Origin of the sequence: Pseudomonas sp. WSY_20, assembly GCF_043104335.1 — a bacterium.
Lineage (GTDB): Bacteria > Pseudomonadota > Gammaproteobacteria > Pseudomonadales > Pseudomonadaceae > Aquipseudomonas > Aquipseudomonas parafulva_B.
In genome coordinates this window covers 269111-286410 of record NZ_JBICKP010000022.1, presented here as the reverse complement: position 1 = coordinate 286410, position 17300 = coordinate 269111, and the positions used below count along the sequence as shown (strand labels likewise).

The window sequence follows — 17300 nt, the reverse complement described above, 5'->3', positions numbered from 1 at the left end:
GCGCAGCAGCCCCAGAGATGCTGGCCCTTAGATGCGGTGAAAGATAGTTGCTCCTACCTTGACCGTGTGATGACTGAATTACCGTGCCTGGGGGCCATGCCGAAGCAACTGCCTTGCACCGCCCCTGGAAGGCTAGCCGATCCCCCATGTGTGCGGCCTCGCCGGTCTGGCGACCCGGAGAGGTCGCTCCTTGTATCTACAATGGGGACCTGCACCCGCAGCTGTAGGCTTTGGCAGGTCGCTGCCGTGAGCCACGATCCGAGGCCAGCGACTCTCCGTGTCATAGCCCGCTTTCAGGCGAGGGGTTGCTAGACGCGAGTACGCCACTGAGCGCGTGCGCAGCGCTAATGAATCCATGCAGAAAGGGCATCAAATAATCTTAAAAAAGGTTATATAAACATTCTTAAATAGTATTTTTAAGAATAATTCGCCCCCACTACTATTGCCCTCACGCCAGGCGCAAACTCTCATTCAAACCTCTGCCCGGCAATCTCACTCCAAGGAGAACGAGCATGAGTGCATCGCTGCGCAGTATCGACGGTCAGGACGAAGCCACCATCTTGCGTGAGATCCAGAGCGCGCTGCGCGATCTGCGCTTTGGCGCCGTGGAAATCACCGTGCACAACGCCCAGGTGGTACAGATCGAGCGCAAGGAGAAGTTCCGTCTGCAACAGCCTGGCAACAAGCCCGGCTGAACACGCCCCACCTTCCAGAACTAAAAAATGCCATCGGGAGCTTCACCATGTCCATCCGCCGTTATGCGCTTGCCGCTCTGGCCAGTGCTGTTTTTGCCGGTTCCGCCATCGCCAAGGATTACGAACTGCTGAACGTGTCTTACGACCCGACCCGCGAGCTGTATCAGCAGTACAACGCCGAGTTCATCAAGCACTGGCAGCAGGCCCATCCGGGCGACAAGGTGAAGATCCAGCAGTCCCATGGCGGCTCGGGCAAACAGGGCCGTGCGGTGATTGACGGTCTGCGCGCCGACGTGGTGACCCTGGCCTTGGCCGGGGACATCGACGAAATCGCCAAGCTCGGCAAGACTCTGCCGGAAAACTGGCAGACTCGCCTGCCGGACGCCAGCACCCCCTACACCTCGACCATCGTATTCCTGGTACGCAAGGGCAACCCCAAGGGCATCAAGGATTGGGGCGACCTGATCAAGAAGGACGTCTCGGTCATTACCCCAAACCCCAAGACTTCCGGGGGCGCGCGCTGGAACTTCCTCGCCGCCTGGGCCTATGGCCTGAAAACCGGCGGTAGCGAGGACAAGGCAAAAGCCTACGTGCAGGAGCTGTTCAAGCACGTGCCAGTACTGGACACCGGCGCCCGCGGCTCGACCATCACCTTCGTCAACAACGGTCAGGGCGATGTGCTGCTGGCCTGGGAAAACGAAGCCTTCCTGGCGTTGAAGGAGGACGGTGGGGCTGACAAGTTCGACATCGTCGTGCCATCGCTGTCGATTCTGGCCGAGCCGCCTGTGGCGGTAGTCGACAAGAATGCCGAGAAAAAGGGCAATACCGAAATCGCTACCGAGTACCTGAAACACCTTTACAGCCCGGCTGGGCAGAAGATTGCTGCCGAGAACTTCTACCGCCCGCGTGACGAGAAGGTGGCGGCTGAATTTGGCAAGCAGTTCCCCAAGCTGGACCTGGTGACCATCGACAAGGACTTCGGCGGCTGGAAGAGCGCACAGCCAAAATTCTTCAATGATGGCGGTGTGTTCGACCAGATCTATCAGGCACAGTAAGGACCAAGAAATAACCCGAAATTCGGACGCCTACCACGGCCCGGGATGGTTCCCGGGCCACGTGCATTCAACCAGGGATCTCTATGTCACGTCGCATTTCCCCCGTCATACCCGGCTTCGGGCTGACGCTGGGATACACTTTGGTGTACCTCAGCCTGATTGTGCTGATACCGCTGGCGGCCATGTTCATCCATGCCTCACAGCTGACCTTCGAACAGTTCTGGACCATCATCAGCGCGCCGCGGGTCATCGCCGCGCTGAAGCTGAGCTTTGGCACCGCCCTGTTTGCCGCGATCATCAATGGTGTGATCGGGACGCTGCTGGCCTGGGTGCTGGTGCGCTACACCTTCCCCGGACGCAAGATCATCGACGCGATGATCGATTTGCCCTTCGCCCTTCCAACGGCAGTGGCCGGCATTGCGCTCACTGCGCTGTACGCGCCGGCGGGCTGGGTCGGCCAGTTCGCGACCGACCTGGGCTTCAAGATCGCCTATACCCCTCTGGGCATTACCCTGGCATTGACGTTCGTCACCCTGCCGTTCGTAGTGCGCACGGTACAGCCAGTGCTGGCAGACATCCCACGCGAGGTCGAAGAAGCCGCTGCCTGCCTGGGCGCCAGACCGCTGCAGGTGTTTCGCCATGTGCTGGCCCCGGCCCTGCTGCCGGCCTGGCTCACCGGCTTTGCCCTGGCGTTCGCCCGTGGGGTGGGTGAGTACGGCTCGGTCATTTTCATCGCCGGCAACATGCCGATGAAAACCGAGATCCTGCCCCTGCTGATCATGGTCAAGCTCGACCAGTACGACTACACCGGCGCTACCGCCATCGGCGTGTTGATGCTGGTGGTTTCCTTCATCCTGCTGCTGCTGATCAACTTGTTGCAGCGGCGCATCGAAACCCCTTGAAGGAGGTCGGCATGTCCAGTTCTTCCCTGAATGCAACCGCCGCTGCCAACGCCGCCCGGCGCGGCAGCGCCACATCGCGGCGGCTGCTCATCGGCCTTGGCTGGCTGGTGTTTGCACTGTTTCTGCTGTTGCCGCTGGTCATCGTGGTTTCCCAGGCCCTGAAGAATGGGTTCGGCACCTTCTTCGAAGCCATCTTCGAACCTGACGCGTTGTCGGCCCTGAAGCTCACCCTGCTTGCCGTTGCCATTTCGGTGCCGCTGAACCTGGTGTTCGGCGTCAGCGCGGCATGGTGCGTGAGCAAGTACAACTTCCGCGGCAAAAGTATTCTGGTCACCCTGATCGACCTGCCGTTTTCAGTGTCGCCCGTGATCGCCGGCCTGGTCTACGTGCTCATGTTCGGCGCCCAGGGCCTGTTCGGGCCGTGGCTGCAGGATCACGACATCCAGATCGTCTTCGCCCTGCCGGGCATCGTCCTGGCCACCATCTTCGTGACGGTGCCGTTCGTAGCCCGTGAACTGATTCCACTGATGCAGGAGCAAGGCACCCAGGAAGAAGAAGCCGCCCGGCTGCTCGGTGCCAATGGCTGGCAGATGTTCTGGCACGTAACGCTGCCCAACATCAAGTGGGGCCTGATCTATGGCGTGGTGTTGTGCACGGCACGGGCGATGGGGGAGTTTGGCGCAGTGTCGGTCGTTTCCGGGCATATTCGCGGTGTGACCAATACCTTGCCGCTGCATGTGGAAATTCTCTACAACGAGTACAACCACGTGGCGGCCTTCAGCGTGGCCAGCCTGTTGCTGATCCTGGCGCTCTTCATCCTGCTGCTCAAGCAGTGGAGCGAGAACCGTATTAACCGTCTGCGCCATAGCGCTGCGGAGGAATGATTCATGTCGATCGAAGTTCGTAACGTCAGCAAGCGTTTCAACAGTTTCCAGGCGCTCGATGGTATCAACCTGGACATCAACAGTGGTGAGCTAGTAGCGCTGCTGGGCCCATCGGGCTGCGGCAAGACCACACTGCTGCGGATCATCGCCGGCCTGGAGACGCCGGATCAGGGCAACATCGTCTTTCATGGCGAGGACGTCTCCGGGCACGATGTACGCGATCGCAATGTCGGGTTCGTGTTTCAGCACTATGCGCTGTTCAGGCACATGACCGTGTTCGACAACGTCGCCTTTGGCCTGCGCATGAAGCCCAAGGGTGAACGCCCGAGCGAAAGCAGCATTGCCCAGAAAGTGCACGAGTTGCTGAACATGGTGCAGCTCGATTGGCTGTCCGATCGTTATCCGGAGCAGTTGTCCGGCGGTCAGCGCCAGCGTATCGCCCTGGCCCGCGCCCTGGCAGTAGAGCCCAAGGTGTTGCTGCTGGACGAGCCCTTCGGTGCGCTGGACGCCAAGGTGCGCAAAGAGCTGCGCCGCTGGCTGGCCCGCTTGCACGAAGATATCAACCTGACCTCGGTATTCGTGACCCATGACCAGGAAGAGGCCATGGAAGTAGCTGACCGTATCGTGGTCATGAACAAGGGCGTGATCGAGCAGATTGGCTCGCCGGGCGAAGTGTACGAACAACCCGCCAACGATTTCGTCTACCACTTCCTGGGTGATTCCAACCGCCTGGCCTTGAGCGAGGGTCAGCATGTGCTGTTCCGTCCCCACGAAGTGTCGTTGTCACGTCACGAAACCGAGGGCCACCATGCCGCCGAAGTCCGGGACATTCGCCCGCTGGGGGCCACCACGCGGGTGACTTTGAAAGTCGAGGGCCAAAGTGAGCTGATCGAAGCCGAGGTGGTCAAGGACCACGACAGCCTGACAGGGCTGGCCCGGGGCGAGACGTTGTTCTTCCGGCCGAAGGTCTGGCAGAAACTACCAGCCATTTAAGGCGATGGGTTTGGGGCGGATAAAGCGGTGTCGCCAGGAAACATCCGCCGGTTAGCTGCTTAAAGGTTATAAATAAATTTCTTTTTATTCCTTTAAGTATATATAGGCCGCTTTATACTGGGTTTCCAAGCACGCAAGCTACTGGAGACCCACTTCATGCGTAACGAATCAGTTCGCTACCTGATCATCCCAGGCTGGCAGGGATCGCCGGACAATCATTGGCAAAGCCACTGGCAGCGCACCCTGCCCAACAGCGCACGCGTGGAGCAGCGCGATTGGCTGACACCGCTCTGCCAGGACTGGGTAAAGGCGCTGGATACTGCCATTGCTGCCGAGCCCGACCCGGTTATCCTCATTGCCCATAGCCTGGGCTGCATCACGGTGGCGCATTGGGCCGAACAGGCCGCAGCCGGTCTGCTCGGTCGCGTGCGCGGCGCCTTGTTGGTAGCGCCAGCGGATGTCGAGCGACCAGGGTGCGCGCCGGCGCTGCGCAATTTTTCGCCCATCCCGCAGTCGGCGCTTCCCTTTCCAAGCCAGGTGGTCAGCTCGGACAACGATCCCGCTGTCAGCGTCCCGCGCGCTTTGCACATGGCCCAGCAGTGGGGGGCAGAAGCAGGGCTCTTGACCGGCGCCGGTCACATCAACGTGAAATCCGGGCATGAGTGCTGGGAGCAGGGATTCGCCTACCTGTATCGCCTGCAAGGCCGCATCGAACAACGCGCGCTGCGCCGCGCCTGAACGGCGTCCGTTTCCATCCGTCACACGCCCAGCCGCCGCAGGCCAGGGGCGGGAGCTCGTCATGACGTATCAGAATCCCTTCGGCCAGCCATTGCTGACATTCCCCGAACTCGACAAGAGCCCGCTGAGCATTCGCGCCAAGGCGCTGGTCTTCATCGATCCGCGCTCCCAGCGATTGCGCACGGAGCTGGAGCACTTGGCGCCGCTGCCGCTGCCGGTGCTGATCCGCGGTGAAACCGGCACCGGCAAGGAGTTGCTGGCCCGCCAGATTCACCGCGCCAGCGACCGCCCCGGCCTGTTCGTGTCGGTCAATTGCGCCGCCATCAGCCCAACCTATGCCGATGCAGAGCTGTTCGGCTATAGCGCCGGTAGCCATGGCGGCACCGCCAGCAGCCGCGCTGGCTGGTTCGGATCGGCCAACGGCGGCACGCTTTATCTGGACGAAATCGCCGACTTGCCCTCGGCCATTCAGGCCAAGCTGCTGGCGGCACTGGAAAACCGCGAAGTCACCCGCGTAGGCGCACACCAGGCGCAGCCGGTGGATGTGCGACTGGTGGCAGCCACGAGCATTGACCTGGGGCGGGTGGTGAAGGCAGGACGCTTCAGCGAGCGGTTGTATCAATACTTGCGCGAGGGCGCCCTTGAACTGCCGCCGCTGCGCGAGCGCCCGGGGGACATCCTGGCATTGGCGGAATACTTCGTTGGCATCTACAGCGGGCGTTTGCAGCGGCCCGTGCCGTTGATAAGCGAGGCTGCACAGCGCCTGCTCGAGCACCACCCTTGGACCGGCAATACCCGCGAGCTGGAAAACGTCATCCACTTCGCCTTGCTGGTCAATGACGGGCCCGAACTCCTGCCCGAAGACCTGGACCTGCCCAATACTCCACAGTAGAGGCGCTCATAAGCAAACGCGCTGGTGGCATTTTGCTTTTGGAATAAGCAGCGAAATAAAAGATATTGTTCCGGCATAAAAATTATCGGTATTGTCCGCTCCACGCCCAGGACCGCAGTGCCTCGGCCACCCCGTTCGCCATCGTCGATGGCTCAGATGCAGAACAAGGATCACCATGAAGAAGACCCTGCTGACCACCGCCCTGGCTGCTGCCCTGTCCTTCGCTGGCCTGGCCGGCGCCGCCGAGAAGCTGTTGGTTGCCGCAACGCCCATCCCGCACGCCGAGATCCTCGAGCTGATCAAGCCGACCCTGGCCAAGGAAGGTGTCGATCTGCAGATCAAAGTGTTCACCGACTACGTGCAACCCAACGTGCAGGTTGACCAGAAGCGTCTGGATGCCAACTACTTCCAGACCCTCCCGTACCTGCAGAGCTTCAACGAGGGCAAGGGCACCCACCTGGAGACCGTTGTCGGCGTCCACGTCGAGCCCTTCGGTGGCTACTCGAAGAAGGTCAAGAGCCTGGATGAGCTTAAGGAAGGCGCGACCGTCGCCATCCCTAACGAGGGCAGCAACAGCGGGCGTGCTCTGCTGCTGTTGCAGAAGGCAGGGCTGATTACCCTGAAGGATCCGAAAAATGCCCTGGCCACGCCGAAGGACATCGCCGAGAACCCTAAGAAGCTGAAGTTCCGCGAGCTGGAATCGGCAATGTTGCCCCGCGTGCTGGATCAGGTCGACCTGGACATGATCAACACCAACTATGCGCTGGAAGCGGGCCTGAACCCTGCCAAGGACGCCCTGGTCATCGAAGGCAGCGACTCGCCTTACGTCAACTTCCTCGTCGCACGTCCTGACAACAAGGACAGCGATGCCATCCAGAAGCTGGCCAAGGCGCTGACCAGCCCGGAAGTGAAGGCATTCATCGCCAAGAAGTATCAGGGTGCCGTGCTGCCTGCATTCTGACCAGCGCACCGCTGCCCAAACGCCGACGCCTTGTGTGTCGGCGTTTTCGTTTCAGGTATACCCCAGGACAATGCTGCCTGCGGCTGAGAGATTGAGCCCTGTGTGTGGTCCGATGATAAGCCTATCCCCGCTACGCGCATAGTTCTGATGAGGAGTTGCCATGTCCCTGAGCGAAAAACAGAAGATGCTCGCAGGCGAGCTCTACCTCGCCACCTGCCCTGAATTACAAGCCGAACAGGCCGCCAACAAACGGTGGATGCACCGCTATAACAACAGCGTCGAGCTGACGGCCGAGGCGCGGCATGCGTTGCTGGCCGAGCACTTTGGCCATGCAGGCGAAGGTGTCACGTTGCGTGCGCCTTTCTATTGCGACTACGGCTACAACATCCATGTGGGCCGCAATACCTTCATGAACTTCAATTGCGTGATCCTGGATGTGCTGCCTGTGCAGATCGGCGAGGACTGCCAGATCGGCCCGAACGTGCAGATCTACACGGCCGATCACCCGCTCGATCCACAGGTGCGGCGTACGGGCCTGGAAAGCGGGCGACCGGTCAGCATCGGCAATAACGTGTGGATCGGGGGCGGGGCCATCATCCTGCCGGGGGTGCGTATCGGTGATGACGCCGTGGTTGGCGCGGGCAGTGTCGTCACCCGCGATGTGCCACCTGGCGCGACGGTGGTGGGCAACCCGGCCCGCATACGTCAACCTGCCCAGGGGCAATAACAGCCGACTGCCAGGGTGTTGGAGGCGCTGACTGGGCGGCCTTCGAGTAGCGCGTTGAGTATCGGTTCGATGAAACTGTTGGCGGCGTTGCACACCGCACCTTCGCTGTAGGGGCCGAAATACGCCAGCTGCCCCTGGCGATCCCAGATGGCTACCGCAGGCGAGGCGGGCAGGTGCTCGCTGCCCGGTAGGTTGCCCAGTGGCTTGAGCCCGGCGAGGTCATCGGGCAGGTAGCCGCGCGTTCCGCGTTTTTGCAGGACGTGGAAGGTGACACCCCGGTCTTTGAAGCGCTGCATCAGGTCAGCCAGGTGCTGCTGGTTGCCGACGTTGCACGGGCAGGCCGGGTCCCAGAAGTGCACGACCCGAACCGGCCCAGGGCCGGCCAGTTCGCGGGGTAGCTGTAACCGGGCACCGTCGAAGAATGTCGTCTGGTTGTCGAACGGTCGCACATAGCGAGCCTGGAAGGTTGTGTAGGCCTGCCAGATGAAGACCGCTCCGGCCACCAGGCCGAGCAGGGTGCCCAATAGTTTGAGGGTTGGCAGGTTCATGAAGGGCCGATGGCAGCTCCCGTAGGCAGTTCGAAGGTGGTGGCGGATGCAGCCAGCTTGCCACGGCGCGTCGATCAGCTGAATATCCCAGATCAATACTTGCTTCACGCCGGATCCAGCCAATGCCCGCAAGCTTTCATCCAGACCTCCTGCGCACCAGCCTGGCCCCGCTGAGCGCGCGCGAACGCCTATCCACCCACGCGCAGGCTTATCAACGCTTCTACGGCCTCGACCTGCCGGTTCACAGCTGGCTTGGACGGTTTGCAGTTGCCGGTTTCGAGGTGGTCGCGCAGGTGTGGGCTCCGCTACAGCCTACGGCGACTTTGCTACTGCTGCACGGCTACTATGACCACATGGGGCTGTACAGGCACCTGGTGGCCTGGGCATTGAAGCGCGGTTACGCCGTTGTCAGCTGCGATTTGCCGGGTCACGGCCTGTCCAGCGGTGAGCGTGCCAGCATTGATGACTTCGCCGTGTACCAGCAGGTGCTCCAAGGCTTGTTCGAACAGGCGCACAGCCTGCAACTGCCGCACCCTTGGCACCTGTGCGGGCAGAGTACGGGCGGGGCGATTGCCGTGGACCACTTGCTGCACAGTGAAGGGACCAGCCCCGTCGATGGGCAGGTACTGCTGCTCGCCCCGCTGGTGCGGCCTTGTGCCTGGCACTGGTCGAAGCTCAGCTATCACGTGTTGCGCCATTTCGTGAACGGCATCGAGCGGCGGTTCACTGAAAACAGCACGGACCCTGCATTTCTGCCGTTTCTTGAAGCTGACCCGCTTCAGCCGCGGCGGCTCCCCACGGCATGGGTCGGGGCGCTGATCGACTGGATCAGACGCATCGAGGCGGCGCCCGTCAGCACTCGGCGTCCGGTGATCGTGCAGGGAGAGGCGGATGGCACGGTCGACTGGTCTTACAACCTTCGCGTGTTGAAGGCCAAGTTCGCCGAACCGCAGGTGCTTATGCTACCAGGGGCCCGTCATCACCTGGCCAACGAACTGCCTGCCATTCGACAGCGCTATTTCGACTTCATCGACCAGCACCTGGGCTGATCACTTCAGCTCGCCCGTGCTCTGGCCGACCGCCAGGCCGGCGCGAATGGCCGCCAGCGCTGCGCGGTAGTAGGCTTTGCCGTCGTTGGATTCGGCAAAGGTCGCGAATTCTTCGAGCTCTGCGTCCGTGAGGTCACGGTACACGTACAGCAAGGTATTGTTCAGGTCCTGGCCTATCTGGTTCATCAGGCGTTGGCGCTGGCCGTCGAGCAGGCCTTGCGCCTGGCCACCGCCCAACAGCCCCGGAATCATGGCGCTCAGGCTGTCGGCGGCCATACCGGCAATGGCCAGGCTTACCTCCGCCCCCGCTTCCCGGGCAGGCAGGGCCTGGGCCAGGTGGCCAATGATCAACACGCGATCGTCGCTGGCCTGAATCTTGGGCAGGCCATCGGCATTTTTGGCCAATTCATCCTTGCGGGTCGCCCGCAGTTCGGCCGCGACAATCTTGCGGCCTAATGGCGACTGGAAAAAGGCCAGCGCCGGCGATGGGTTGGGTAATGCGGCGCGCAGTTGTGCAAGCGCACGACGGTCCACGGCCTGAGCCTGAAAACGCTGGTTGCTGTTGCTCACCAGTGCCTGGTAGACGGCAGGTGGCAAGCTGTTGCGGTAGCGCTGCTGGGCGGCGTTCAAGGCGTCGGTGAAATGAGCGCGTTGCTCGGGCCAGCCAGCGGTCTTGTACAGCTGATCCAGGTTGTCTGCCCAGACAGGCAACGTACAGCTCATCAGCAGAATCAGGGAAAACAGACGGCGCATTCAGGACTCCTGTCGGCAGATGGCTATTGTCTGTGGGGCGGCGTCGGTTTGTCGAGATATCCACGCGCTTCTCAGCCAAGTGGCGCTGGGCGCCGAGAGGGCGAATGGATATGATGCGCCATGCACATTTCCCCCCCACACCCGATGCTTGCGGCCGTCGTCGACGATCTGGCAACCCATGGCTGGTCCCAACAGGCACTGTTCCTGCCGGCGGACCTGGTCGGCGCGCTGGCGAACGAATGCCGACGCCGTTATGCCCAAGGGGAGCTTAACCCCGCAGGTATTGGACGAGGCCCTTCCCAAGAGGTGCGCGAGGCCATCCGTGGGGATCAGATTCAGTGGATCGATCCAGGCCAGGCGCACGCCTGCGACCAGTACCTGGCAGCCATGGATCAACTGCGCCTGGCAATCAACCAAGGGCTTTTCCTGGGCCTGGAAGACTTCGAATGTCACTTTGCCCTTTATCCACCCGGCGCTTTCTACAAACGGCATCTGGACCGTTTTCGCGATGACGACCGGCGCATGGTGTCGGCCGTGTTCTACCTGAACGAAGACTGGACGCCCGCAGACGGTGGGCAGTTGCGCATGTTCCTGGCCGATGGGGTGGAGCACGATGTTCAGCCCGTCGCAGGGTGCCTGGTGGTCTTCCTGTCCGGCGAAGTCCCTCACGAGGTGCTGCCGGCCGGTCGTGAACGCCTGTCCTTGACTGGCTGGTTCAGACGCCGCGGCAATGACCCGTTCTGAACGGCCGTGCGTGCTGATCAGCGCGTGCCTCGTTTGACTGCGGCACGCTACTGAGTCGCTGCGGCCTGCTGCTCGTCGGCAAGCCACTTGTGTTCCAGTTCGGCCGTACGACCGCTGTCCTTCAGGCGTTGCAGCGCATTGTTCACGGCGCTTTCGAAGGCGGGGTTGTCCTTCTGGAACGGCACCACAAGCTGGTGCTTGCCAAAGGGCAGGCTGGTGTCGAGCGGGCTATCACCTTGCGCTATTGCCGTGACAGGCAGCAACGCGATGTCGTATTTGCCACTTTCGACGCCGGGCAGGGTTTGCGCCTCGGGTGTTTCGACGAATTCCACGCGCAGGTCGAGCTCTGAGGCCAGGGCCTGGCCGAACTCCACATCGAACCCTGTCAGGTGATCATCCTGCTTGAAAGCGTATGGCGCGTTGTCGCCCTGGACGGCGATACGCAGTTCACCGCGATCGGCGATTTCGTCCAGCAGCTCTGCCTGAGCCAATGGGCTGATCAGTACCGCCAGCAGTACCCCTATGGTCGAACGCATGAATGCCCCTTTTCGTTTACCCATGAATAACCGTCGCCATGGCTTTCTTCCTCGCCATGGTCGAGCGCAGCCTATGACCCTGAAGTCGCGGCATTGTTTGATGTGCAGCCTGGATTTTTTCGTGCTCGCCGCCCGCCGCCGTGGTGGGCCATAACGAAAAGGGAGGCCACCTGGGCCTCCCTCGATCCACGCTTGCTGCGTATTAGAACAGTACGCGCGAGCGGATGGTGCCCTTGACCTGTTGCAGCTTCTCCTGCGCCAGGTCCGAGTATTCGGCGTCGACGTCGATCACCACGTAGCCCACTTTCTCGTTGGTCTGCAGGAACTGACCCGAGATGTTGATGCCGTTTTCGGCAAACACCTTGTTGATTTCGCTGAGCACACCCGGAATGTTTTCGTGGATGTGCAGCAGGCGGTGCTTGCCAGGGTGAGCAGGCAGGGCCACTTCCGGGAAGTTGACCGACGACACCGAGGTGCCGTTGTCGCTGTACTTGACCAGCTTCTCGGCCACTTCCAGGCCGATGTTGGCCTGGGCCTCGGCAGTGGAGCCGCCGATGTGCGGCGTGAGGATCACGTTATCCAGGCCACGCAGCGGGCTTTCGAACTCTTCATCGTTGGAGCGTGGCTCGACCGGGAACACGTCGATGGCAGCGCCGATCAGGTGCTTGTCCTTGATGGCCGCGGCCAGGTGATCAAGTTCGACCACGGTGCCGCGGGCAGCGTTGATCAGGATGGCGCCTTTTTTCATCGCGCGGATTTCCCTCTCGCCGATCATCCACTGGGTGGAGGGCAGCTCAGGCACGTGCAGCGAGACGATATCGGCCAGGCCGAGCAATTCGTGCAGGCTGGTCACCTGGACAGCATTGCCTAGCGGCAGCTTGGTCAGCGGATCGAAGAAGTACACCTGCATGCCCAGGCTTTCGGCCAGTACAGACAGTTGGGTACCAATGGAGCCGTAACCGACGATGCCCAGCTTCTTGCCGCGAATCTCGAAGGAGTTGGCTGCGCTCTTGATCCAGCCGCCACGATGGCACGAGGCGTTCTTTTCCGGAATGCCGCGCAGCAGCAGGATGGCTTCGGCCAGCACCAGTTCGGCTACAGAACGGGTGTTGGAGTACGGTGCGTTGAACACTGCGATACCGCGCTGACGGGCAGCTTCCAGGTCGACCTGGTTGGTACCGATGCAGAAGCAACCGACGGCGACCAGTTTCTTGGCGCAGTCGAAGATTTCTTCGGTCAATTGGGTACGTGAGCGGATGCCGATGAAGTGCGCGTCGGCGATCTTTTCCTTCAACTCTGCTTCGGGCAACGAACCAGTGAGGTATTCGATGTTGGTGTAGCCGGCAGCCGTCAGGGTATCGACTGCGTTCTGGTGTACACCTTCAAGAAGAAGGAACCGGATCTTGCTCTTGTCGAGAGAAGTCTTGCTCATCTGCGTAAACCTGTATCCCGGAGAAAAGTGGCGAGGGTGATGCCAGGTGCCCGTGGGCAGCTCTAGCATGAACAGCGGGGGCGCTATGCTAGCATACGCGACACAATCTGAGCTTATCCCGACAGGTGAAGCGTGCTCAGGGTGACCATGAATAAAGCGAGAGTTCAGGCGATGACCCAGCCCGCTGTATTGGATGAGTTGAAGACCCTGGTCGACCCCGGCAAGGTGTTGACCGACCCCGAATCCCTGCAAGCCTATGGCAAGGACTGGACGCGCCATTACCCGCCTGCGCCCAGCGCCATCGTCCTGCCCCGTACGATCGAACAGGTGCAGGCCATCGTGCGCTGGGCCAATGCCCATCGTGTGGCGCTCGTGCCTTCCGGCGGGCGTACCGGGTTGTCCGCGGGCGCCGTGGCCGCCAATGGGGAGGTGGTGGTCGCCTTCGATTACATGAATCGCATCCTGGATTTCAACGCCTTCGACCGTACCGTGGTCTGCCAGCCAGGGGTCATTACCCAGCAGGTGCAGGCGTTCGCCGAGGAGCAGGGCCTGTATTACCCGGTGGACTTCGCCTCCAGTGGCTCCAGTCAGATAGGCGGCAACATCGGCACCAATGCCGGTGGCATCAAGGTGATCCGCTACGGCATGACCCGCAACTGGGTCGCGGGCCTCAAGGTGGTCACCGGCAGCGGCGAGTTGCTGGAATTGAACAAGGGCCTGATCAAAAACGCCACCGGCTACGACCTGCGCCAGCTGTTCATTGGCGCCGAAGGTACGCTGGGTTTCGTGGTCGAGGCCACCCTGCGCCTGGACCGCGCCCCACGCAACCTCACCGCCATGGTGTTGGGCACGCCTGATTTCGACTCGATCATGCCTGTACTGCACGCTTTCCAGGGCAGGTTGGACCTGACGGCGTTCGAGTTTTTCTCCGACAAGGGCCTGGCCAAGATCCTGGCACGTGGTGATGTGCCTGCGCCTTTCGAAACGCCATGCCCGTTCTACGCCTTGCTGGAGTTCGAGGCCGGCACCGATGCGGTGGCCAACGAAGCCTTGGCTACCTTCGAACACTGTGTCGAGCAAGGTTGGGTGCTCGATGGCGTGATGAGCCAGAGCCAGACGCAGCTGAAGAATTTGTGGAAGCTGCGCGAATACCTGTCCGAAACCATTTCGCACTGGACACCGTACAAGAACGACATCTCCGTGACCGTCTCGAAAGTGCCGGCATTCCTGCGCGACATCGATGCCGTCGTCCAGGCGCATTACCCCCACTATGAGGTGATCTGGTACGGGCACATCGGCGACGGCAACCTGCACCTGAACATCCTCAAGCCCGAGCACATGAGCAAGGATGACTTCTTCGCGTCCTGCACCGAGGTCAACCAGTGGGTGTTCGAGATCGTCCAGCGCTACGACGGTTCGATCTCCGCCGAGCACGGTGTGGGCATGACCAAGCGCGATTACCTGGGCTACAGCAGGTCCCGTGAAGAAATCGCCTGCATGAAAGCAATCAAGGCCGTGTTCGACCCTGCGGGCATCATGAATCCGGGTAAGATCTTCGCACCTGAATAAAAAGCAGTATCCAGAGGAGTGGCCATGAACTACCAGCACCAGTATGCAGACGGCACGCGCATTCATTTTCCACTGGGCAAGGTGGTATGCATCGGGCGTAACTACGCCGAACATGCCAAGGAGCTGGATAATCCCATACCGACCGAACCCCTCCTGTTCATCAAACCGGGCAGTTGCGTGGTGCCGGCCGAGGGCGGTTTCAAGATTCCTGCCGAACGTGGGTCGGTGCATTACGAGGTGGAAATCGCGGTGTTGCTGGGCAAGTCGCTGTCCACGCGGCCGAGCCAGGAGGAGGTGCTCGATGCCATTTCCGGGTTTGCGCCGGCCTTGGACCTGACCCTGCGGGACGTGCAGGCCAAGCTCAAGGAAAAGGGCTTGCCTTGGGAGTTGGCCAAGTGTTTCGACGGCGCCTGCGTGTTGCCGCCCTTTGTGTCTGCCACCAGCTTCGAAGACATCACGGCCATCCCGGTGCGCCTGACGGTCAACGGCGAAGTCCGCCAGGACGGCTCCAGTGCAATGATGCTCAACCCGATCGTGCCGATGATCCAGCACATGGCTGCGCAGTTTTCGCTGCAGGCCGGCGACGTCATCCTGACCGGCACACCAGCAGGCGTAGGCCCCTTCAACGTGGGCGATGACGTGGTCCTGGAGCTGCCAGGGGTTAGCCGGTTCGAGAGCCGGGTGCTCTAAACCAGTACCCACCTGATTTTTCGCAGATGATCCGCCTTGGCCAAGGCTCCGGTCAGGCGGCCCATCCCCGCGTCATCTGCGAATGGCCCTAGCGGGTTGACTGTTTTTTCACACGTCTTCTGGATAATGCGCAGACCTTCGCCTTTCTCCCCAGGACGTCTCGATGCAATCAAACGCCCCTGCCTCCTTCAAGCGCCCGTTCTACCTGCGCTGGCCGTTCGGCCTGGCCGTGGCAGTGATGATTGCCTATGGCGTGGCCTTCGCCATGCATTGGGACGATCGGGCAGCGCTGTGGGTCAAGGAAGGCTTCGAAAGCACGGCCGAGCGCAGTGAAAGCGTGTGGCTGCCGGACTACACGGTGGATATCGACGCCAAGCCCTTGCCGGAAATGGCCGACTACGAAGCATCGGACCTCACGTACAACCCCAGCACCCGCACGCTATTCGCCGTCATGGGCAAGCAACCCTTCCTCACCGAGCTGAACCTGGACGGCGACGTGCTGCGCAATATTCCCCTCAATGGCTGGGCAAACCCGGAAGGCGTCACCGTCATGGACGGCGGCTACCTGGCAATCACGGACGAGCGGCTGCATGACCTGACCGTGGTGAAAGTCGATGCCACCACCACCGCGCTCAACCATGCGGACTTCCCCAGCCACGACCTGGGGGCGTCGCAAAATGGCAACAAGGGCTACGAAGCCGTGGTCTGGGACGCCTCGAAACAGCGGCTGGTCATCGGCGAGGAGCGGCCGCCGCGCCTGTATGAATGGAAGTCCAATGGGCAAGGCCAACTGACGGGCGAAAAAACACCGCTGCCCAGTGATTCGCTCGACCTGCGAAACCTGTCGGCATTGGGCATTGATCCGCGAACGGGGCACCTGCTGGCGCTGTCTGCCGATTCCAACATGCTGCTGGAACTGGATGAGCAGGGTGAACAGGTCAGCTTCATGACCTTGCTGGGGGGCTTCAATGGTCTGCAGCACACTATTCCTAGGGCCGAAGGCGTGGCAATGGATGACCAGGGCACCCTGTACATGGTCAGCGAACCGGCATTGTTCTATCGCTTCACCAAAGGGTAGGTTTTTCCTGCTATTTGCATGATGGCATTAAGCTTTATTTCAGTTGTTTGTGGTTAGATTCGCCATCCTCCGTCGAGTCTGCCTTCATGCACCGTTATTTGCGTCTGTCACTGGTCCCTGTCGTCCTATGCCTGCTGCTGCTGCTGCTGGGCTGGGTCGGGCAGGAATTTCGTCTGTTCGAACGTGCCTGGTTCAACCTCACCACGTGGTGGCAGCCGGCCGAGCAAAGCATTGGCCTGAATCGCTACCAGGTGGTGATCGAGGGGCGGCCAATCGAAGGGCTGGATGACGATGTCTCGGCGCTGACCTACGACCCTGACCGCAAGAGCCTGTTCACCGTGACCAACGCCCGCTCTGAGCTGATCGAGTTGTCGCTGGATGGGCGAATCCTGCGACGCATCGCGCTGCACGGTTTCGGTGACCCCGAGGCGGTGGAGTACATCGGTCCGAATAGCTACGTGATCACCGACGAGCGCCAACAGCGGCTGATCCGTGTGCGGCTCACCGACGACACCTTGTCACTGGATGCTGCCCAGGCAGAGCAATTGACCTTGGGCATCGGCCTTAACGGTAACAAGGGTTTCGAAGGGCTGGCCTTCGATTCGGTGGGCAAGCGGCTGTTCGTGGCCAAGGAGCGCGACCCGATGCTCATCTACGAAGTGCACGGGTTTCCTCATGACGATCCGCAACAACCCTATGCCGTGAACGTGGTCCAGGACCGCAAGCGTGATTCGCGCCTGTTCGTGCGCGATCTGTCGAGCCTGCAGTTCGACGAGCGCAGTGGGCACCTGCTGGCGCTGTCGGATGAGTCGCGCCTGGTGCTGGAGCTGGATGTGCAGGGGCGGCCACTGAGCACCTTGTCATTACGCAAAGGGTTCCAGGGGCTCAAAGCGACAGTCCCGCAGGCGGAGGGCATTGCGATGGACGAGGCCGGGACCATCTATATGGTCAGTGAGCCGAACCTGTTCTACGTATTCAAGCAGCCGGCGCCGTGACCTTGTCGGCGTTCGGCAAGCCCCGGTCGGCGCAACCGTACCCGGGCTTGCCGGCTTGC

At 61.2% G+C, this 17300-nt stretch carries 19 protein-coding genes; 15 read left to right on the top strand and 4 right to left on the bottom strand.

Translation table 11 applies throughout. The annotated features are described in order from the left end of the window. Positions 1-512: 512 nt before the first annotated feature. The 9 genes from oscA (at position 513) to ACF8E5_RS07950 (ending at position 7847) form a co-directional block, all read left to right on the top strand. A complete protein-coding gene (gene oscA, locus ACF8E5_RS07990) occupies positions 513-695 on the top strand; it encodes a sulfur starvation response protein OscA (RefSeq protein WP_003248957.1) in 183 nt (60 codons plus the stop codon). 47 nt (positions 696-742) lie between these two features. Continuing rightward, positions 743-1750, top strand: coding sequence for a sulfate ABC transporter substrate-binding protein (locus ACF8E5_RS07985; RefSeq protein WP_058602850.1), 1008 nt, complete (start codon positions 743-745; stop codon positions 1748-1750). A gap of 83 nt (positions 1751-1833) precedes the next feature. After that, the gene (gene cysT / locus ACF8E5_RS07980; protein WP_058602851.1) at positions 1834-2652 is read left to right on the top strand and encodes a sulfate ABC transporter permease subunit CysT; all 819 of its coding nucleotides are present in this window, start codon (positions 1834-1836) and stop codon (positions 2650-2652) included. An 11-nt stretch (positions 2653-2663) separates the two neighbouring features. Beyond that, positions 2664-3536: a sulfate ABC transporter permease subunit CysW gene (gene cysW, locus ACF8E5_RS07975; protein WP_058602852.1), complete on the top strand. Its 873-nt coding sequence runs from the start codon at positions 2664-2666 to the stop codon at positions 3534-3536. Between the two features lie 3 nt (positions 3537-3539). Next, on the top strand, positions 3540-4529 hold the full coding sequence (locus ACF8E5_RS07970; RefSeq protein WP_058602853.1) for a sulfate/molybdate ABC transporter ATP-binding protein: 990 nt from the start codon (positions 3540-3542) through the stop codon (positions 4527-4529). A gap of 156 nt (positions 4530-4685) precedes the next feature. Further along, entirely contained in the window at positions 4686-5267 is a 582-nt protein-coding gene (locus ACF8E5_RS07965) for an alpha/beta hydrolase (protein ID WP_058638169.1), read from the top strand. A gap of 61 nt (positions 5268-5328) precedes the next feature. After that, the gene (locus ACF8E5_RS07960; protein ID WP_058638168.1) at positions 5329-6159 is read left to right on the top strand and encodes a sigma 54-interacting transcriptional regulator; all 831 of its coding nucleotides are present in this window, start codon (positions 5329-5331) and stop codon (positions 6157-6159) included. Positions 6160-6334: 175 nt separating this feature from the next. Then, on the top strand, positions 6335-7120 hold the full coding sequence (locus ACF8E5_RS07955) for a MetQ/NlpA family ABC transporter substrate-binding protein (protein WP_058638167.1): 786 nt from the start codon (positions 6335-6337) through the stop codon (positions 7118-7120). Positions 7121-7280: 160 nt separating this feature from the next. Next, the gene (locus ACF8E5_RS07950; RefSeq protein WP_078479324.1) at positions 7281-7847 is read left to right on the top strand and encodes a sugar O-acetyltransferase; all 567 of its coding nucleotides are present in this window, start codon (positions 7281-7283) and stop codon (positions 7845-7847) included. Here ACF8E5_RS07950 and ACF8E5_RS07945 read toward each other — a convergent pair. Further along, a complete protein-coding gene (locus ACF8E5_RS07945; protein ID WP_392475100.1) occupies positions 7826-8395 on the bottom strand; it encodes a DUF6436 domain-containing protein in 570 nt (189 codons plus the stop codon). The genes ACF8E5_RS07950 and ACF8E5_RS07945 overlap by 22 nt on opposite strands. Positions 8396-8517: 122 nt before the next feature. Here ACF8E5_RS07945 and ACF8E5_RS07940 point away from each other — a divergent pair, with 122 nt between their 5' ends. Continuing rightward, positions 8518-9444, top strand: a complete 927-nt coding sequence (locus tag ACF8E5_RS07940) for an alpha/beta hydrolase (protein ID WP_326383332.1) — start codon at positions 8518-8520, stop codon at positions 9442-9444. Here the strand turns inward: ACF8E5_RS07940 and ACF8E5_RS07935 are convergent, their stop codons facing one another. After that, entirely contained in the window at positions 9445-10197 is a 753-nt protein-coding gene (locus ACF8E5_RS07935; RefSeq protein WP_058638164.1) for a DUF2059 domain-containing protein, read from the bottom strand. A gap of 120 nt (positions 10198-10317) precedes the next feature. On the opposite strand from ACF8E5_RS07935, the gene ACF8E5_RS07930 reads away from it, so the two are divergent. After that, the gene (locus ACF8E5_RS07930; RefSeq protein ID WP_058638163.1) at positions 10318-10941 is read left to right on the top strand and encodes a 2OG-Fe(II) oxygenase; all 624 of its coding nucleotides are present in this window, start codon (positions 10318-10320) and stop codon (positions 10939-10941) included. A 47-nt stretch (positions 10942-10988) separates the two neighbouring features. Here the strand turns inward: ACF8E5_RS07930 and ACF8E5_RS07925 are convergent, their stop codons facing one another. Both ACF8E5_RS07925 and serA read right to left on the bottom strand, forming a co-directional pair. After that, positions 10989-11477, bottom strand: a complete 489-nt coding sequence (locus ACF8E5_RS07925; protein ID WP_058638162.1) for an ABC transporter substrate-binding protein — start codon at positions 11475-11477, stop codon at positions 10989-10991. 202 nt (positions 11478-11679) lie between these two features. Further along, positions 11680-12909: a phosphoglycerate dehydrogenase gene (serA, locus tag ACF8E5_RS07920; RefSeq protein ID WP_058638161.1), complete on the bottom strand. Its 1230-nt coding sequence runs from the start codon at positions 12907-12909 to the stop codon at positions 11680-11682. 171 nt (positions 12910-13080) lie between these two features. Here serA and ACF8E5_RS07915 point away from each other — a divergent pair, with 171 nt between their 5' ends. The 4 genes from ACF8E5_RS07915 (at position 13081) to ACF8E5_RS07900 (ending at position 17241) form a co-directional block, all read left to right on the top strand. After that, the gene (locus ACF8E5_RS07915; protein ID WP_078479321.1) at positions 13081-14478 is read left to right on the top strand and encodes an FAD-binding oxidoreductase; all 1398 of its coding nucleotides are present in this window, start codon (positions 13081-13083) and stop codon (positions 14476-14478) included. Between the two features lie 24 nt (positions 14479-14502). Further along, complete coding sequence (locus ACF8E5_RS07910) at positions 14503-15168, top strand: fumarylacetoacetate hydrolase family protein (protein WP_326383330.1); 666 nt, start codon at positions 14503-14505, stop codon at positions 15166-15168. A gap of 163 nt (positions 15169-15331) precedes the next feature. Beyond that, entirely contained in the window at positions 15332-16246 is a 915-nt protein-coding gene (locus ACF8E5_RS07905; protein WP_196185506.1) for an SdiA-regulated domain-containing protein, read from the top strand. 86 nt (positions 16247-16332) lie between these two features. Continuing rightward, positions 16333-17241 (top strand): SdiA-regulated domain-containing protein, encoded by a 909-nt coding sequence (locus tag ACF8E5_RS07900; protein WP_392475097.1) that lies wholly within the window; start codon positions 16333-16335, stop codon positions 17239-17241. The last annotated feature ends 59 nt before the right edge of the window (positions 17242-17300 follow it).

What these genes read in the sequence shown, in the direction of transcription:
- ACF8E5_RS07960 (WP_058638168.1), top strand. Translation starts at nt 5,329, where the DNA reads ATGACGTATCAGAATCCCTTCGGCCAGCCATTGCTGACATTCCCCGAA.
- ACF8E5_RS07915 (WP_078479321.1), top strand. Translation starts at nt 13,081, where the DNA reads ATGACCCAGCCCGCTGTATTGGATGAGTTGAAGACCCTGGTCGACCCC.
- cysT (WP_058602851.1), top strand. Translation starts at nt 1,834, where the DNA reads ATGTCACGTCGCATTTCCCCCGTCATACCCGGCTTCGGGCTGACGCTG.
- ACF8E5_RS07945 (WP_392475100.1), bottom strand. Translation starts at nt 8,395, where the DNA reads ATGAACCTGCCAACCCTCAAACTATTGGGCACCCTGCTCGGCCTGGTG.
- ACF8E5_RS07910 (WP_326383330.1), top strand. Translation starts at nt 14,503, where the DNA reads ATGAACTACCAGCACCAGTATGCAGACGGCACGCGCATTCATTTTCCA.
- ACF8E5_RS07950 (WP_078479324.1), top strand. Translation starts at nt 7,281, where the DNA reads ATGTCCCTGAGCGAAAAACAGAAGATGCTCGCAGGCGAGCTCTACCTC.
- ACF8E5_RS07970 (WP_058602853.1), top strand. Translation starts at nt 3,540, where the DNA reads ATGTCGATCGAAGTTCGTAACGTCAGCAAGCGTTTCAACAGTTTCCAG.
- ACF8E5_RS07940 (WP_326383332.1), top strand. Translation starts at nt 8,518, where the DNA reads ATGCCCGCAAGCTTTCATCCAGACCTCCTGCGCACCAGCCTGGCCCCG.
- ACF8E5_RS07985 (WP_058602850.1), top strand. Translation starts at nt 743, where the DNA reads ATGTCCATCCGCCGTTATGCGCTTGCCGCTCTGGCCAGTGCTGTTTTT.
- oscA (WP_003248957.1), top strand. Translation starts at nt 513, where the DNA reads ATGAGTGCATCGCTGCGCAGTATCGACGGTCAGGACGAAGCCACCATC.
- cysW (WP_058602852.1), top strand. Translation starts at nt 2,664, where the DNA reads ATGTCCAGTTCTTCCCTGAATGCAACCGCCGCTGCCAACGCCGCCCGG.
- ACF8E5_RS07905 (WP_196185506.1), top strand. Translation starts at nt 15,332, where the DNA reads ATGCAATCAAACGCCCCTGCCTCCTTCAAGCGCCCGTTCTACCTGCGC.
- ACF8E5_RS07965 (WP_058638169.1), top strand. Translation starts at nt 4,686, where the DNA reads ATGCGTAACGAATCAGTTCGCTACCTGATCATCCCAGGCTGGCAGGGA.
- ACF8E5_RS07925 (WP_058638162.1), bottom strand. Translation starts at nt 11,477, where the DNA reads ATGCGTTCGACCATAGGGGTACTGCTGGCGGTACTGATCAGCCCATTG.
- ACF8E5_RS07900 (WP_392475097.1), top strand. Translation starts at nt 16,333, where the DNA reads ATGCACCGTTATTTGCGTCTGTCACTGGTCCCTGTCGTCCTATGCCTG.
- serA (WP_058638161.1), bottom strand. Translation starts at nt 12,909, where the DNA reads ATGAGCAAGACTTCTCTCGACAAGAGCAAGATCCGGTTCCTTCTTCTT.
- ACF8E5_RS07935 (WP_058638164.1), bottom strand. Translation starts at nt 10,197, where the DNA reads ATGCGCCGTCTGTTTTCCCTGATTCTGCTGATGAGCTGTACGTTGCCT.
- ACF8E5_RS07955 (WP_058638167.1), top strand. Translation starts at nt 6,335, where the DNA reads ATGAAGAAGACCCTGCTGACCACCGCCCTGGCTGCTGCCCTGTCCTTC.
- ACF8E5_RS07930 (WP_058638163.1), top strand. Translation starts at nt 10,318, where the DNA reads ATGCACATTTCCCCCCCACACCCGATGCTTGCGGCCGTCGTCGACGAT.